The 15,202-nt window shown below is 46.1% G+C and carries 15 protein-coding genes; 10 read left to right on the top strand and 5 right to left on the bottom strand.

Translation table 11 applies throughout. From position 1 onward, the window contains the following. The first annotated feature begins 18 nt into the window (after window positions 1-18). The 4 genes from xylF to G6R11_RS12380 all read left to right on the top strand — a co-directional run bounded on the left by xylF (window position 19) and on the right by G6R11_RS12380 (window position 4,352). Window positions 19-1,011: a D-xylose ABC transporter substrate-binding protein gene (gene xylF, locus G6R11_RS12395; protein WP_163133397.1), complete on the top strand. Its 993-nt coding sequence runs from the start codon at window positions 19-21 to the stop codon at window positions 1,009-1,011. Window positions 1,012-1,084: 73 nt separating this feature from the next. Further along, the gene (locus G6R11_RS12390; protein ID WP_163133396.1) at window positions 1,085-2,608 is read left to right on the top strand and encodes a xylose ABC transporter ATP-binding protein; all 1,524 of its coding nucleotides are present in this window, start codon (window positions 1,085-1,087) and stop codon (window positions 2,606-2,608) included. 4 nt (window positions 2,609-2,612) lie between these two features. Continuing rightward, window positions 2,613-3,791: a sugar ABC transporter permease gene (locus G6R11_RS12385; RefSeq protein ID WP_163133395.1), complete on the top strand. Its 1,179-nt coding sequence runs from the start codon at window positions 2,613-2,615 to the stop codon at window positions 3,789-3,791. Window positions 3,792-3,851: 60 nt separating this feature from the next. Continuing rightward, window positions 3,852-4,352, top strand: coding sequence for a hypothetical protein (locus G6R11_RS12380; RefSeq protein WP_163133394.1), 501 nt, complete (start codon window positions 3,852-3,854; stop codon window positions 4,350-4,352). On the opposite strand, the gene G6R11_RS12375 is transcribed toward G6R11_RS12380, so the two are convergent. From G6R11_RS12375 to G6R11_RS12355, 5 genes are all read right to left on the bottom strand, one after another. Continuing rightward, complete coding sequence (locus G6R11_RS12375; protein WP_163133393.1) at window positions 4,349-6,079, bottom strand: diguanylate cyclase domain-containing protein; 1,731 nt, start codon at window positions 6,077-6,079, stop codon at window positions 4,349-4,351. The genes G6R11_RS12380 and G6R11_RS12375 overlap by 4 nt on opposite strands. Further along, window positions 6,076-7,116 (bottom strand): extracellular solute-binding protein, encoded by a 1,041-nt coding sequence (locus tag G6R11_RS12370; protein ID WP_163133392.1) that lies wholly within the window; start codon window positions 7,114-7,116, stop codon window positions 6,076-6,078. Before G6R11_RS12370 ends, G6R11_RS12375 begins: the two co-directional genes overlap by 4 nt. Window positions 7,117-7,267: 151 nt before the next feature. Further along, window positions 7,268-8,077 (bottom strand): CLCA_X family protein, encoded by an 810-nt coding sequence (locus G6R11_RS12365; RefSeq protein WP_163133391.1) that lies wholly within the window; start codon window positions 8,075-8,077, stop codon window positions 7,268-7,270. A 15-nt stretch (window positions 8,078-8,092) separates the two neighbouring features. Beyond that, a complete protein-coding gene (locus G6R11_RS12360) occupies window positions 8,093-8,464 on the bottom strand; it encodes a DUF805 domain-containing protein (protein ID WP_163133390.1) in 372 nt (123 codons plus the stop codon). A 75-nt stretch (window positions 8,465-8,539) separates the two neighbouring features. Further along, on the bottom strand, window positions 8,540-9,982 hold the full coding sequence (locus tag G6R11_RS12355; protein WP_163133389.1) for an ATP-binding cassette domain-containing protein: 1,443 nt from the start codon (window positions 9,980-9,982) through the stop codon (window positions 8,540-8,542). A gap of 184 nt (window positions 9,983-10,166) precedes the next feature. Between G6R11_RS12355 and G6R11_RS12350 the strand changes: the two genes are divergently transcribed. From G6R11_RS12350 to G6R11_RS12325, 6 genes are read left to right on the top strand one after another with little or no spacing between them, the layout of a single operon-like run. After that, on the top strand, window positions 10,167-11,294 hold the full coding sequence (locus G6R11_RS12350) for a D-alanine--D-alanine ligase (protein WP_163133388.1): 1,128 nt from the start codon (window positions 10,167-10,169) through the stop codon (window positions 11,292-11,294). 10 nt (window positions 11,295-11,304) lie between these two features. Then, window positions 11,305-13,086 (top strand): lysophospholipid acyltransferase family protein, encoded by a 1,782-nt coding sequence (locus tag G6R11_RS12345; RefSeq protein ID WP_163133387.1) that lies wholly within the window; start codon window positions 11,305-11,307, stop codon window positions 13,084-13,086. Continuing rightward, complete coding sequence (locus G6R11_RS12340; RefSeq protein WP_163133386.1) at window positions 13,070-13,582, top strand: DinB family protein; 513 nt, start codon at window positions 13,070-13,072, stop codon at window positions 13,580-13,582. The genes G6R11_RS12345 and G6R11_RS12340 overlap by 17 nt, the downstream gene beginning before the upstream one ends. Next, window positions 13,583-14,374 carry an NRDE family protein gene (locus G6R11_RS12335; RefSeq protein ID WP_163133385.1) on the top strand — a complete coding sequence of 264 codons (792 nt, stop codon included), beginning with the start codon at window positions 13,583-13,585 and terminating at the stop codon, window positions 14,372-14,374. Continuing rightward, entirely contained in the window at window positions 14,371-14,805 is a 435-nt protein-coding gene (locus G6R11_RS12330) for a YHS domain-containing (seleno)protein (protein ID WP_163133384.1), read from the top strand. The genes G6R11_RS12335 and G6R11_RS12330 overlap by 4 nt, the downstream gene beginning before the upstream one ends. Further along, window positions 14,798-15,190, top strand: a complete 393-nt coding sequence (locus tag G6R11_RS12325) for a hypothetical protein (protein ID WP_163133383.1) — start codon at window positions 14,798-14,800, stop codon at window positions 15,188-15,190. The genes G6R11_RS12330 and G6R11_RS12325 overlap by 8 nt, the downstream gene beginning before the upstream one ends. Window positions 15,191-15,202: the final 12 nt, after the last annotated feature.

Raw genomic sequence — 15,202 nt, 5'->3', positions numbered from 1 at the left:
AAAGCAAGGAGCCAAAACATGAATAAACTGATCACTCTATTGTGCACAGTCGCGTTAGCAGTTTCCGCCCCAGTATTTGCCAAAACCGTGAAAATTGGCATGGCCATCGATGACCTTCGCCTAGAGCGTTGGCAAAAAGACCGAGACTTCTTTGTAGAGAAAGCCGAAGCGCTTGGTGCCAAAGTCTATGTTCAATCGTCCAACAGTAATGAAACCACCCAGATCTCTCAGATAGAAAACATGATTTCTCGTGGGGTTGATGTACTAGTGATTATTCCCTACAACGGCAAGGTATTGTCTAACGTGATCGCCGAAGCTAAATCCGAAGGTATTCGGGTATTGGCTTATGACCGCTTGATCAATAATGCCGATATCGATTTCTACTTGTCTTTCGACAATGAGAAAGTAGGCGAATTACAAGCTCAAGCACTGATTGAGCGCAAGGCCGACGGAAATTTCTTCCTAATGGGCGGCTCACCAGTTGATAACAATGCTAAATTGTTCCGCCAAGGACAAATGAACGTGTTACAGCCGCTAATCGACAAAGGCGATATTAAGGTAGTGGGTGATCAGTGGGTAGACGGTTGGTTAGCCGAAAACGCGCTAAAAATCATGGAAAATGCCTTAACCGCTAACGACAACAACATTGATGTGGTGGTTGCGTCTAACGACTCTACCGCTGGCGGTGCAATTCAAGCATTAGACGCACAAGGCCTAGCCGGTAAGGTGCATATTTCTGGTCAAGATGCCGATTTAGCAGCTAGTCGCCGAGTAGTAGCAGGCACCCAAACTATGACCATTTATAAGCCAATTAAATTGCTAGCAACAACCGCAGCAGAGCTAGCGGTGCAAATGGGCAATGGCCAAATGCCAGAGTCGAACTCTAGCTTAAACAACGGTACTAAAGACGTACCTTCTTACCTACTTACGCCAATTCCAGTGGATAAGTCGAACATCGACCAAACCGTTATTGCCGACGGTTTCCACAGCAAAGACGACGTATACCAATAACAATTAAGCACTATTTCACTATGTAGTAAAAAAGGGTGGGGCCAACGCCTCGCCCTTTTTATTAGGAGTTATGATGAGCCAAAGTAGCTTATTGATGATGTCTGACATCGTTAAAAAATTCTCCGGAGTGATTGCGCTTAATGGGGTAAATTTCAACTTAGAACGTGGCGAAGTTGTCTCGCTTTGCGGCGAGAACGGTTCTGGCAAGTCCACCTTAATGAAGGTGTTAACCGGCGTTCACCCCCATGGTAGTTACGAAGGACAAATAATTTATAAAGGCGAGCCACTTGTTTCGCGCAATATTCGCGATAGCGAGGCAAAAGGCATTGCCATCATTCACCAAGAACTCACTCTGGTTAAAGAGCTATCGATACTAGAAAACATTTTTCTAGGAGCCGAAATCACCAGTTATGGAGTGCTTGACCACAGTGCCATGTTTAAGCAAACCGAGAGCTTACTTAAACGGGTTAAATTGGACGTATCACCAGACACGGTTATTCGAGAGCTAGGGGTTGGCCAACAACAACTGGTCGAGATAGCTAAAGCCTTGTCTAAAAAAGCCGAGGTACTGGTGTTAGATGAACCCAGCGCCCCACTCACTGAGTCTGAAACACGGGTATTGCTAGATATTGTTAAACAGCTACGCAGTGAAGGCGTGAGTTGTGTATACATTTCCCACAAGCTCACCGAAGTGAAGGAAATCTCTGACCGCATTTGTATTATTCGTGATGGAGAACACATCGGCACCCAAGATGCCAAGCACATGAGCACCGACGACATTATTAGCATGATGGTTGGTCGCGAGCTTAAGCAATTATTTCCACGCGAAGAACACCCAATTGGCGAAGAAATTCTTAAAGTTGGTCCGGTTAACGCCCAGCAAAGTAAGGCGTCCAACCTTAAACAAGTAAACCAAGTAAGTTTTAGTCTACGTAAAGGTGAAATACTGGGCGTAGCTGGTTTGGTGGGTTCGGGCCGTACCGAGCTTATGCAGTGCTTATTTGGCTCGTATGAAGGTATTTACCAATGCCCGATTGAGTTGGATGGCAAAGCAATAAAAATTCGTCACAATCGCGATGCCCTAAACCACGGCATTGCTATGGTGCCAGAAGACCGTAAACGCCACGGCATTGTGCCTATTATGGGCGTGGGTCAAAACATTACTTTAGCCGGTTTAAACATGTTTAGTGGCCTAGGCCAAACAGTAAATGAATCTGCTGAGCAAGCCGCCATAGAACAATCTATTCAACGCCTTAAAGTCAAAACCGCCTCTGCAGAGCTGGCCATAAAAAGCCTAAGTGGGGGCAACCAACAAAAAGCCATTTTAGCCAAATTTTTATTATTACAGCCGCGTATTTTAATTCTTGATGAACCCACTAGAGGTATTGATGTGGGAGCAAAATACGAAATTTATAAGTTGATGTATCAATTGGTTAAGCAAGGGATCAGCATCATTATGGTGTCGTCAGAATTGCCCGAAGTATTAGGCATTAGTGACCGCGTATTAGTGATGCATGAAGGTAAATTAAAAGGCCTTCTAGACAATCAAGACCTGAGCCAAGAAATGGTGATGGACTGCGCGTTGGCCGAGGAGTAACAAGATGTCTAGTCAAGAAACAACTATCAATAGCACCACAAACAAGGTGAGCTTGATGAGCAATTTGAAGAAAATGAAGTTACAAGTGTTGGTGATGTTTGCAGCCATTGCGGTAATTATGCTGTTTTTCTACTTCGCCACGGAGGGGAGCTACTTAACCCCACGTAATATTTCTAACTTACTGCGCCAAACGGCGATTACCGGAATACTCGCCATTGGTATGGTGTTTGTCATCATCTCGGCAGAGATTGATTTATCGGTTGGCTCAATGATGGGGTTATTGGGCGGTGCCGCGGCCATTATGGATGTGTGGTGGCAATTGCCTTTACCACTCACCATAGTCTTAACCTTATGCGCAGGTTTTTTACTGGGTTTATGGAACGGTTGGTGGGTAGCCTACCGCAAAGTACCTTCGTTCATTGTAACCCTTGCCGGTTTACTGGCTTTTCGCGGCATACTCATTGGTATTACTGGCGGCAGCACTGTAGCCCCCACCACCGCTGACATGGGAATTATTGGCCAAAGCTATTTGCCAGATATGTTCTCGTTAATCACCACGGTTGGTGCACTAGCGGTGTTTTTTGCTTGGCAAGGTAAGCTACGTAAAACCCGTACCGAGCATAAACTAAACAATAATCCTGTCACAGGCGATATATTCAAGTTTGGCCTTATTGCGATCTTCGCTCTAGGTACGGTATTACTGTTAAACGACTACCGCGGTGTTCCCACTCCCGTGCTGTTACTGGTTGTATTGATGTTTGCCGCAGCCTTTATGGCTAAGAAAACCGCCTTTGGTCGTCGTATTTACGCCATTGGTGGCAACCTTGAAGCCAGCCGTTTATCGGGTATCAACGTAGAGCGAACTAAACTATCGGTATTTGCGATTAACGGTTTGCTAGTGGGTGTAGCCGGCTTAATCTTAGCCTCACGCTTAGGTGCCGGCTCGCCTTCTGCGGGTAACATTGCCGAGCTCGATGCCATTGCTGCCTGTGTTATTGGCGGCACCAGTTTAGCTGGCGGCGTAGGCACGGTGTTTGGTGCGGTAATGGGCGCATTTATTATGGCCAGCCTGGATAACGGCATGAGCATGATGGATGTACCAACCTACTGGCAATCCATTATTAAAGGCAGCATTTTGCTATTAGCTGTTTGGATGGATGTAGCCAGCAAGAAACGCGCTTAAACAAGGCACTCAAATTAGCCAGTCTTAGCTCACAAGGCTAAGCTGGCTTAGCCAACAATATTGGCTAAACTTAAACATTATTCCCTAGCCAAAACCTCTATGAGCACCGAACCACTTCACGGCGATTACCAACTCTATCTACTCGACAACCTGTTGATTGCCAGCGCCCAAGGCTCGTGGAATCAAGCCATCAGTGAACACTTTGCAGAGGACTTTAAACATATAGGGCAATCACTATCAGCACCTTGGGCACATTTAGTATTATTAGAACAATGGGAATTAGCAGTACCGGAAGCAGAGCTGGCGATCAGTGAACTACAGCAATGGTGTATTCAAACGGGAATGAGCCACGTGGCACAAGTATTTAGCTCTTCACCGCTCAAACAATACCAACTTCAACGAATGTTGCCAGCTGAGCAACACTATAACAAACAGGTATTCCTTGAAGTCACTAGTGCAACGCAATGGTTAAACCAGCAAGGTTTTAGTGCTGCCAAGCTGCTGTTCTTAGAAAATGACAAGCCAAGTATGATTCAGCGTCATTTTGATAAGGTGGCTTAGCCCGTTGCAGAAGGGAGTTCTAAGGCGTAATAGCTAAATTGATTGCGCCCCTTAGACTTAGCTTGATACATCGCCACATCAGCATTACGCACCAACAGTTCTGGGTCATCGCCATCAGCGGGATACATGCTAATACCTACACTGGCGTATACCGGCTGAATATGTACCCCTAAACTCACTTCCTGCGCTAAACGTCGCAGCACAGTATTCACCACTTCGTTGGCTTCTTCAGGATCGGAGATTGATTCCAAGGCCAACATAAACTCATCACCAGCAAAGCGAGCTACCGAGTCACCAGAGCGAATTGCATCACGCAATACCGTCGCCACTTGCTTTAACAGCAGGTCGCCCGCTTCGTGGCCCAAATTATCGTTAACTTGTTTAAAATTATCCAAGTCGATAAATACCACCGCTAAGCTTTGTTGTTGGGTTTGAGCACGATGAATAGAACCTCGTAACTGTTCCAAAAACAAACTGCGGTTAGGTAAACCGGTTAGGCTGTCATGGCTGGCCATATGGCGCAGATTGATCTCATTGTCTTTCAGCTCAACAATTTGCTTATTGATTTGCCGCGACATGGCTTTAAAAGTATTAGCGAGTAAGCCTATTTCATCCTTGCGTTCACTTGGTAAAAGCTGAGCGGCAGGCAGCTTCCCCTGCGAGAAAGAGTTCACCGCTGTCACCATATTACGAATAGGCTGAGACAACACTTTGGCAAAGAACAGCGAGGTTAGCAGCCCAAATAAGCTTAAGGCTAAACATACCTTAATCATCGAACCGGCTAAGGAATCCATAATATGACTTAAGCTAGGCAGTGGACTAGATAGGCCAAGCACCGCCATTTTAGGGCTAGATTTAGGCCCATAAAACAAGGGTGTAAATGATACAGCGCGTTCAAATTTATAAAGTGCTGAGGGATCCAGCACAAAGGTTCTAGGCTGCAAATCATTAAACAGCACTTCCATCTGCGGAAAGTCCCGTTGCATTAAATAACGATGGCCAAAATGAAAACCAAACTGCTTATCGGGATTAGGGTTAACTAAGTAGTCGCCTTTTTGATTGGCTAAATAAATTGCCACGCCTTCAGGCAAGTCGGCCTGCATTTGGCTAAACAGCCTTTCTAGGCCAACATTCACTACCACCAAACCCAGCGCTTTACCGTTAGCAAATACTGGGGACGCAATTTTTAAAGTAGGTTGATGCTGGCCAAGCTCAACCCCTTTTTCGTTGTGAATATCTACATCAGATAAATAGCTCTCGCCGGCTTTTAAGCGCAAGGTGCGAAAGACATAGGGATAGTGAGATTTTTCTTCCAAGCTCGCGGTGGGAATAGCAATCAAGCCATCACTTACTCTATCTACTCGAATTAGTTCGCGGCCAAAGTTTCCAGCGCCAATAAAACGCACCTGAAAATAAGACGGATTTAAACTCAGTTTTTGCTTAAAAATATCTTTTAGCTGGGCAGAAAGTACTTGTTTGTTGTCTGCTTCAAAGTAGCCTGCAGTTTGCGGTATAGAACTTAAAAACAGCACATCTTTAGTGATTTCATCAATGCTACTGCTAAACTCTCGGGTGAGGATTTGAGTGGTTGTGGCTAACTCTCGCTCGGCACTTTCGGCTAATAAACCCCGACTTTCATGGTAGCTAACTGCTGCAGTAACCACCGAAGCCAGTATACCAAAGCCAGCAAACCAAAGACCAAAACGCAGAGAAATAGAGTTGATCATGGCAGGCTCATCATCTGCAAAGTTTTGCCGCTAAGAATGTTTTCCCAAAACTCACTGCGGCGTTGATTATCTTCCACTTCTTCTAACCAAATGATTTTATCTTCCGCCAAAGAGCGAGTGTCTTGCACTATGGTATTGGCTAGGCCTTGGCGCTCGGTTAACAACTGGCTAACCCAAGGCTCTAAGGTGAAATCAATCCATTTGTGGGCTAGGTCTTTATTTTTCACTCCGCTAGACATTGCCCAGCAGTCTAACCAAGCCAAAGCCCCTTGTTGCGGAATAACATAGCCAATGTCTGCCCCGGCATCTTGCAATTGCTTGAGCTGCTGAGCGCCATAGTTAGCAAACACCAAAGCTACTGATTCTTGATTATAAAACTCTGATGCCTCTTCTGGAGAGCTATAAAAGGTTAGAACATTGCGCCTTAGGGCCAATAATTGTTCGGTACTTTGTTTAAACTCTTGATCAGTTTGCTGAAATGGATTGTCTACGCCTTGCACCATGCCAGCTAAGGAATAGTTGTGGGCACTACCGTTGTAGGCCAGAACCTTTCCTTGGTATTGAGGATCCCACAATACTTGCCAACTAGAGGGCGGCTGTTCAAAATAATTTTTGTTATAAATTAAGCCCATTTCAGAATAGGTATAAGGGATCGCAAATACCTGTTCATCGCGGGTAATACCGTGGATATCTTGTAAAGACTGAAATCGAGGTAACTGTTTGGCCTTGTTGCTAATGGCCTGAGCGTTGACCGGCATAGCTAGTTTGGCATCAATATAGCGCTGTAATTCAGCAGTATTGACCGCAAAAACATCGTAGTTTTCGCCTTGCTTATGGCCCATTCTCAGCCACATTTCATCATCACTGGTAATGTAGCTAACTTTAACTTTAACCTTATAACGCGCTTCAAAGGCCTCAACCATGTCTGCGTCGGCATAACCCGGCCAAGCTAATACCCGTAAGTCTACTTGCTCGGCAGCATTGGCGCTGTTGAGCCAAGTAAAGGCCAATAAAACGATAGATAGTCGTCGCAACATTCCCTGTTCCCTGATGTTCTAGGTGCCTTGTTAAGCTTCCAGATTAACTAATAACAAGACCAATAAGTATACGATCCCTGATGTATTTGTGAATAGAAAACTTATCCGCATCACACATAGATCAAACAAATCAAGCAGTCAGCTGAGAATCTTATTCACTGGCTTCCAATGCTCGACCTAACAACGCAAAGTATTGCAAAGTGCAATCTCCAATCTGCAGCAGATGCTGAGCGTCAGGATAACCGCCTTGTTTGGCCAGCTCAGTTTGCTTGGTGCCACTGACCAAATAACTATTTTTGATGTCTTCGCGGCTTTGAATCCAAGCCTCAAACGCCCGCGCCATCATCTCGGTAGGCAAGCTATAATAACGTTGCCCCAGCTGTTTATCCAAAGCCACCGAGCGCGCTACATAAGGGTGCAGATCTTTACCCTGTTGGCTTAAAAATGCGGTTGCGAAAAGCTGGTCAAGTCGCTGATTTAAAGGGTGGGAGTATTGCTTGTCATCAGCTAACCAACGGGTTGAGGCAAACTCTCGAGCTTGGGGAGGGCTAATAAAAAGCTTTGCAGCCATATAGTGGTCAAAAGCATGCCACCATTCATGAGCCAGCGCGCCAGCGCCAGCATTTTTGGCCAATGCCAAGGTTTGGCTGCCGGGTGCATAGTGGGCTTGCACATTGGCTTGGCCGCCAGTACCAAAGGCCAAACTTAACTTTCCCCTCAACCCTATGGCCAGCGGCGGCAAATTTAGCAAAAATGCGAGGTCTGCCAAGGCATCAAAGATTAGCTCTGCAGCGCGTTGCTTCTCTTGTTTATTGACCCAAGCACCAATGGCTAATCCAGCAAAACCAAAGGTATGCTTAATATCGGCAAAATCGACACTATCACCATGGCGATAGTCGGGACCACGCCGGTAATACTGACGATTAAGCCCTACTCCCGCCGTTATATTCGCACCGTTCAATTGGCTAATATCACTCTAAAGCGCCTGGCCTTTAGGGTTATCTCCGTAAGCATTAGCAGCGCTATCACTATCAGACAAGAAGAAAAACAACAGCACTAAAACGCCAATAATTGGCAGTAGCAGTATAAATAGCCACCAGCCACTGCGCCCCGTGTCATGCAGTCGGCGTACTGCCACCGCAATCGATGGCAACAACACAGCCAAAGCGTAAATACTGCCGAGTACACCTAAACCAGACTCTAGATTAACGGTGCCAGTTGCCTGATCAACAAAACTCAATATCACGCCGATCACACTGTTAATAAGCACAAACATCCAATACTCTTTGCGCCGTGCACGCCCGCCAAACACCAAGTATTTTTTAAGTACGGCTATATACCAATTCATTTTGTTGCTCCTCAGTCTTAGGGCTTAAGAGTTAGTTTACCTTAACGCGCAATGCTCAATGCTCAATGCTCAATGCTAAATGCTAAATGCTAAATGCTGAGTGATTTTCACTGCGCCATCGACAAAATCAATAAAGTGCTTAATGCTGGGCAAGGCATCGTCGAGATGATGAGTCACATACACTAACTGACTAAGCTTGTGTTTGGCCACCAGCTCCAAGGCTTTTAATACCGTATTGCGCTGCAAAAAGTCCAAGCCTTGGCAGGGTTCATCCAGTAACAACAACCGAGGCCCTTTCACTAGCGCCCGAGCTATAATCAATAAACGCTGCTGCCCATAAGACAAACTTTTAAAATTGTGTTTTTCTAATTCAGCCAAGCCAAACAATTTTAGCCACAAGCGGGCTTGTTCGAGCTCTAATTCACTGGGTTGTTGATAAATGCCAATGGAGTCATATAAGCCTGACAATACCACTTCAAGCGCACTGCAGTTTACCCGATATTGTAAATGCAGCCCCGCCGACACCATGCCGATATGCTGCTTAACTTGCCAAATGCTTTCACCGCTGCCGCGCTTATAACCCATCACTTCGATGTGATTACTGTAGCACTGCGGATGGTCGCCAAAAATCAAATTAAGCAAGGTGCTTTTACCGCAACCATTGGGGCCTCTAACCTGCCAATGCTCACCAGGCTGTATTTGCCAATCTAGTCCCTCAAACAAGGTTTCGCCGGCGTAACTTACCGAACCTTGAGTAATCGCAAATAAGGGTGAAACCGGCTCTACTTGCTGAAACTCACGCAAGGCCTGCACTATCGCCTGAGATTGCTGCTGAGCTTGCTGCTCCATTTGCTGGCGCTCGGGATGTTGCAGCCATTGATCAATGGTCAATTGCTGACTTAGCCCCTGTTCATCTAACACCGCAACGTGGCTAATCGACACAGGCAGTTCATCATCTCGGGAGCTAATAATCATTAGCTGACAAGTTTTAGACAAGTGCTCAAGCAGGCTTAATAATTGCTGTTGATGAGAAAGATCTAAACCGGCAAAGGGCTCGTCTAAAATCAATAACTGTGGCTGTTTAACCAGTGCTAAAGCCAACATCAAGCGACGTGTTTCGCCAGTTGATAACAAGCGAAAACCGCGCGTAAGTAACTCCCTTAAATCACACTGCTGGCTCACTTGTTCAATTAAACTTGGTTCGGAACAGCTTGCTTCAAGCAACTCAAGTACCGTATGGCCGCTATCAATTTGCTCGGTAAATTCACTGTCATCATCGGCCAATTCCAGTTCAAGCAAGGCCTGTTGCTGCTCTAAAGAAACTAACGCAATTCGCGCTGGTTGTTGGCTTATCGTGGCCCGCTCAGCAGTTAAATCTCCAGCCAGCCAAGCACCTAACAAGGATTTACCACTGCCGCTATGGCCAAAAATCGCCCAGTGCTCACCCGCTTTTAACTCCCAGCGTTTTATCGCTAACTGATGCTGGCCAGCCAGCAAGTGTAGATCTTCAATAATCATTCAGCGCAACCATCCGAAAGTCTTACATTTATTGGTAACTATTCTCGCTTAGACTGAAGCTTTATAACACCGTATTGGGTTAATCAATTTGCTGAACTAGACTAAATCTAACGGAGATTGAATTATTTATCGCAATACGCAGGTCTGTTAGTACAGATAAAAAGCAAAAGGAAGTGCCGTCACTGTGACTGAACAAACAAATACCAAACCCTCTGCACCTTACGTATCTCCCGGTATGCCGGCCTTGGATATGAACGGAAAAACCACTTCTTTCTTTGAATTTTGGCCTACTTGGGCAGTCTATATTCCAGTGGTATTACAATGGATAGCCTTGGGCATTCGCCATCGCTCGTTTACTTTACCGCTGCTGGCAAACCCCAAGCTACCTTTAGCTGGCATGGTTGGTGTAGGCAAAAGCGAGCTGCTCGCTCAAGCAACAGGAGTGTGCGACGAAGCGGTGTTGGCTTGGATGAAGGTTAACCGCACTGGTGCTCCAATAGCTCGCCAAGTTGAAGATTTGCTACAGCAAATGGAGCAACGTGGCTTAACCTTTCCAGTGGTAGGTAAACCCGATATTGGCTGTAGAGGTGCTGGAGTAAAACTGCTGCACAATCGCCAAGAGTTGCAAGACTGCCTAGATAGCTACCCACTAAACGCGGCGATGTTGATTCAAAAGTTGGCCAGCTATGAAGCCGAAGCCGGCGTGTTTTTTGTTCGCCACCCCGAGCAAGCCGAAGGCGAGATTATCTCTTTAGCGCTTAAATATACGCCTTATGTTGTGGGCGACGGGCGCTCTAGCTTAAAACAATTAATTCAAGCAGACCCTCGCGCTAGCGAGCTGCAACACCTTTATTTAAGCCGTCATCACGACAAGCTAGATAGTATTATCGATGAAGGCCAACCTTATAAATTGGTGTTCTCGGCCAGCCATTGTCGCGGCGCTATCTTCCGTGATGCCAATGACCTAATTACTCCAGAATTAAACCAAGCCATTAACCAAATGATGGCTGACTTACCAGAGTTCTACTACGGTCGAATGGACATTAAGTTCGCCGACATCACCCACTTACAACAAGGCATCAAACTAGAAATAGTCGAAATAAATAGCGCCAGTTCAGAGTCCCTGCACATTTGGGATCGCAAAACACCCTTTCGCGAAGCGATGCGCTCATTGCTGTTTCAATACAAAACCTTATTTGAACTAGGTGCCGCCAATCGAAAACGTGGTTATCGCCCACCTAAATTTAAAGAGCTGCTAGTACGCTGGAAACACGAGCGAGAACTCACCGCTTGTTATCCAGAAACGGATTAAGGAGTAATCCATGCAGGAAAAAAACAATCCATTTAGGCTGAGTATGCGCCCACAGTGGTTAGCCAGAGTGGTAGAAAAGTTGTTAGGTTTAAGCAGTTTGGCCATGCACTACGACGCTGCCCCCAACTTTGTAGACGACAGCCAAACAGCGCAAAAGTTTTTACGCCATACCATGCGCTGTTTAGATTTTTCGCTACTCGCCAACAACCCTGAGGCGCTTAAACACGTGCCGCAAGAAGGGCCACTACTTATTGTAGCTAACCACCCTTTGGGTGGCTTAGAAGGCGTAGCCATGAGTGAATTATTGCTGCAAGTGCGCCCAGACTTAAAAGTGCTCACTAATGAACTGTTAGCCAATATTGAAGAGTTCAAAGATCTCTTTATTGGCGTAGACGTGCTCTCGGAGCAAGCCGCCAAGAAAAATGCCCGCGGTATTCGCATGTCTTGTCAGCACCTGTCTAAAGGCGGTGCTTTAATGATTTACCCGGCAGGTATGGTGTCGGCAATTAATACCGAAACCGGCCAAATAGAAGATCGCCAGTGGAATAACTTAGTAGGCCGTTTAGCCAAACGCTATAAGGCTCACGTGTTGCCTTGTTTTGTTAGCGGCCGTAATTCAAAGCTGTTTTACCTTGCTGGTTTATTGCATCGTCGCCTCCGCACCGCCTTGTTACCCAGAGAGCTTATCAACAAGCGTGGCCGCGAATTTACCATGCAAATTGGCCAAATTATAGCGCCCAAAGATTATCAAGATCTTAGTGATGAGCAGGCCGTAACCGATTATTTGCGGGTTGCCACCGATCTGTTGAGCCTACCCAACAACAAGAAAAATACGCCAGCGCCCAAACACCCGCCTCTTCACTTGGTTGAGTGCTTACCCAATGGCCGTCAAGAATTACGCGAACAACTGGATACCTTAGAAGACTGTATCCTGGTTAGTCATCGTAGCTTTAGTGTGTATTGCGCGCCCTATCAACGTTTGGGCCCAATTATGGACGAGATTGCTTTGGCCCGCGAAGTCACCTTTAGAGCAGCAGGGGAAGGCACCGGTAAGCACTTAGACAGCGACCAATTTGATCCTCACTATTTGCACTTATTTGTTTGGGACAACGACGCTCATTGCTTAGTGGGTGGTTACCGCCTGGGTCATGCTAACGAGATTGTTGAACAACATGGCATTAACGCCCTTTATAGCCGCTCCCTTTACGACTTTGACCAAAACTATTTAAAACGCATGGGCGACTGCTTAGAAATGGGCCGCTCCTTTGTGGTGCCCAAGTATCAGCGCCACCCTCGAGCACTGGATTTACTGTGGCAAGGCATCGGCCATTACGTGGCTAAAAACCCGCAATACCACACCTTATTTGGCTGTGTGAGCATCTCTCAAGAACATTCAGAATTGGCTCAAGCCTTTATCTCCGATTCAATGATTTCGGCTTTTCGTGCCGAGCAACGCTACTTAAACGATGTTAAGCCCATGGTGCCTTTAAAAGTGAAAGGCAAAGTATGGTCGAGTAAAGTATTGGCCTCACTCAGCAACATTGCCATTCTCAATAAGCTAGTGGGCCAATGTGAGCCAGGGAAATCCATTCCCATTTTGCTACGTCATTACTTAGCGTTAAACGGTCGATTTGTTTGTTTTTCGGTGAACAACAGCTTCAACCAATCGCTAGACGGACTCATTATTGTTGATTTAAGAAAAACCCCTGAGAAATATTTACGTCGTTACCTCGGTCAAACTGGTAGTGAACGCTTTTTGAATAAATGGAGAAACAATGAAGCAGCTGCGTGACGCTACCGTAGAAGCACTTCAGCAAGTGCAACAATTAGTAGAAGCGAGTGATGGAGCACTCTATAACCAGCCTTCGGTTCACAGTGAGTCAGGCATTGGTCGCCACGTGCGACATATACTTGATCATTTCCTCGCATTACAACATGGCTTGGATAAAGGCAGTATTGATTACAACTCACGCCATCGTGATAGCGATATTGAGAACAACCCAAGCCTAGCCTTACAACTGATTAGTCAGCTGTGTCACTGGTTCCTTCACCCTCAATCGAGCATTAATGAGCGCCCGATAAAGGTGGAGTCTGAAATATCCTTGAAACAGCAACAAAGCATGCAGTTTGATAGCAGCTTAAGTCGCGAGTTGTGCTACTTAATTAACCATACCGTACACCACGTTGCCTATGCAAAGTTAGTGGCAAAAGAGCTCGGCTTGTCGGTAGACAATAACATGGGCATTGCCCCTAGTACTGCCAGCTATCTGCGCCAGCAAGGCAACTAAATGTGTACTGTTAGTGTGCTTAAGCTTGGCCAGCAAACCGTGGTAACCATGAACCGCGACGAAGCGCGTCACCGCCATGAAGCGGGCATCAAACAACAAACCTATGGCGGCGGCACCCAATTGGTTTATCCAGTAGATGGTCAAGCCGGTGGTACATGGTTTGGATTTAACAATCATGGCTTGGTATTAGCTCTGCTAAATCGTTACCAAGATCCGCAACATAGCGGCGCGCCAAGCCGCGGAAAAATCATTCCTCAAGCCTTGGCTTTAGGCAGTTATCAAGCGGTAAAGCAACACTTAGCAGAGCAAAGTTATCAGCACTTCAACCCCTTTGACTTGTTGTTGGTATCGGCTAAGCATTGTCAGCATTTTAGCTGGAGCGGCAAACACTTAAGCCAACAACAGCTGAATGACAAGGCGATTCAGCTTAGTTCTTCGGCCTTAAATACCCAGCAAGTATTAGCTAGCCGAAAGCTACGCTTTCAACAGTGGCTAGAGCAGCAGCCTAGCTCTGCCGAGCGGGTACTTAGCGATATTCACCTACAACAATGCCAAGAAAACCGCAGCCACTCGGTACTTATGGACAGAGACGAAGCGCATAGCAAAAGCATTTGCCAAGTACGTTTAAGCTCGCAACACAGCGAGTTTGATTACTACCCCGAAGCTAGCTTGCAAGCTTGGCGACAACAACTAAGCCAACACCCAAAAACGCTTAATGCCAGCTTGTTAGATAAACAGCAGCGCCAACTCTCCATCATTCAATCTGATTTAATCAACGAGGTAACATTATGAAAAAGCTTTTACTCGCCTTACTGTTTGTATCTGGATACAGCTTTGCTGCCGATCCTATTTACACCTCTTGGTTTAACAACCTAGCGATTAAAGGTTATGACAGCGTGGCCTACTTTACTGAAAACAAACCCGTTGAAGGAAAAGAAAGCTTTGAATATGAATGGCAAGGTGCCACCTGGCGATTCAGCTCTGCCGAGAATCTAGCCATGTTTAAAGCTGAGCCAGAAAAATACGCGCCGCAATATGGTGGCTATTGCGCCTATGCCGTAGCCAAAGGGAAAACGGCCAGTATTGAACCGGAGCAATTCACCGTATTAGATGGCAAGTTATACCTAAACTACAACGCCAGCGTGCAACAAAAATGGACAGACGATCGCGATAACTTCATCGTAAGCGCAGATAAAAACTGGCCAGCAGTACTTAATGATTAACAACTACCGCAAGCTAGTTAATCAGCTTAGTCCTTGGCAAATAGCCCTGCTAGCCGCCTTGGTTTATGGCGCTTGGGCTGCCTTTGTAAATAGTGAACACGGCAACCAAGTGGCATTAAAGGCAGGCTTAGTGCAAGGCAGCTATGCCTTTGTTTCTACTTGGTTAATTAGTTTTATTGCCAAATCGATGTTGGCTTACTGGGGCTATACTCAGAAAGTGCGCTGGTCGGCGATGTCGGTATCTTGGCTAGTAATGTTAGCCATTCCGGTGTTGCTACATACTTGGCAGCAAACCCCAGATTTGCTGGAAGCTATACTGCCCGGTTTAGCCATCGGTAGCCTTTATCTGTGGAGTTATTGTCAGCAGTTGGAACAACAAGGCTAAGCCTTTAGCCCT

Source organism: Agarivorans sp. Alg241-V36 (assembly GCF_900537085.1).
Classification (GTDB): domain Bacteria; phylum Pseudomonadota; class Gammaproteobacteria; order Enterobacterales; family Celerinatantimonadaceae; genus Agarivorans.
Note: the sequence above shows the minus strand (reverse complement) of the source record. Positions and strands in the feature narration are given on the sequence as shown.

Excerpts from the sequence above, each read along its gene's own strand:
- xylF (WP_163133397.1), top strand. The coding sequence starts at position 19 with ATGAATAAACTGATCACTCTATTGTGCACAGTCGCGTTAGCAGTTTCC.
- G6R11_RS12390 (WP_163133396.1), top strand. The coding sequence starts at position 1,085 with ATGAGCCAAAGTAGCTTATTGATGATGTCTGACATCGTTAAAAAATTC.
- G6R11_RS12385 (WP_163133395.1), top strand. The coding sequence starts at position 2,613 with ATGTCTAGTCAAGAAACAACTATCAATAGCACCACAAACAAGGTGAGC.
- G6R11_RS12375 (WP_163133393.1), bottom strand. The coding sequence starts at position 6,079 with ATGATCAACTCTATTTCTCTGCGTTTTGGTCTTTGGTTTGCTGGCTTT.
- G6R11_RS12370 (WP_163133392.1), bottom strand. The coding sequence starts at position 7,116 with ATGTTGCGACGACTATCTATCGTTTTATTGGCCTTTACTTGGCTCAAC.
- G6R11_RS12360 (WP_163133390.1), bottom strand. The coding sequence starts at position 8,464 with ATGAATTGGTATATAGCCGTACTTAAAAAATACTTGGTGTTTGGCGGG.
- G6R11_RS12355 (WP_163133389.1), bottom strand. The coding sequence starts at position 9,982 with ATGATTATTGAAGATCTACACTTGCTGGCTGGCCAGCATCAGTTAGCG.
- G6R11_RS12345 (WP_163133387.1), top strand. The coding sequence starts at position 11,305 with ATGCAGGAAAAAAACAATCCATTTAGGCTGAGTATGCGCCCACAGTGG.
- G6R11_RS12340 (WP_163133386.1), top strand. The coding sequence starts at position 13,070 with ATGAAGCAGCTGCGTGACGCTACCGTAGAAGCACTTCAGCAAGTGCAA.
- G6R11_RS12335 (WP_163133385.1), top strand. The coding sequence starts at position 13,583 with ATGTGTACTGTTAGTGTGCTTAAGCTTGGCCAGCAAACCGTGGTAACC.
- G6R11_RS12330 (WP_163133384.1), top strand. The coding sequence starts at position 14,371 with ATGAAAAAGCTTTTACTCGCCTTACTGTTTGTATCTGGATACAGCTTT.
- G6R11_RS12325 (WP_163133383.1), top strand. The coding sequence starts at position 14,798 with ATGATTAACAACTACCGCAAGCTAGTTAATCAGCTTAGTCCTTGGCAA.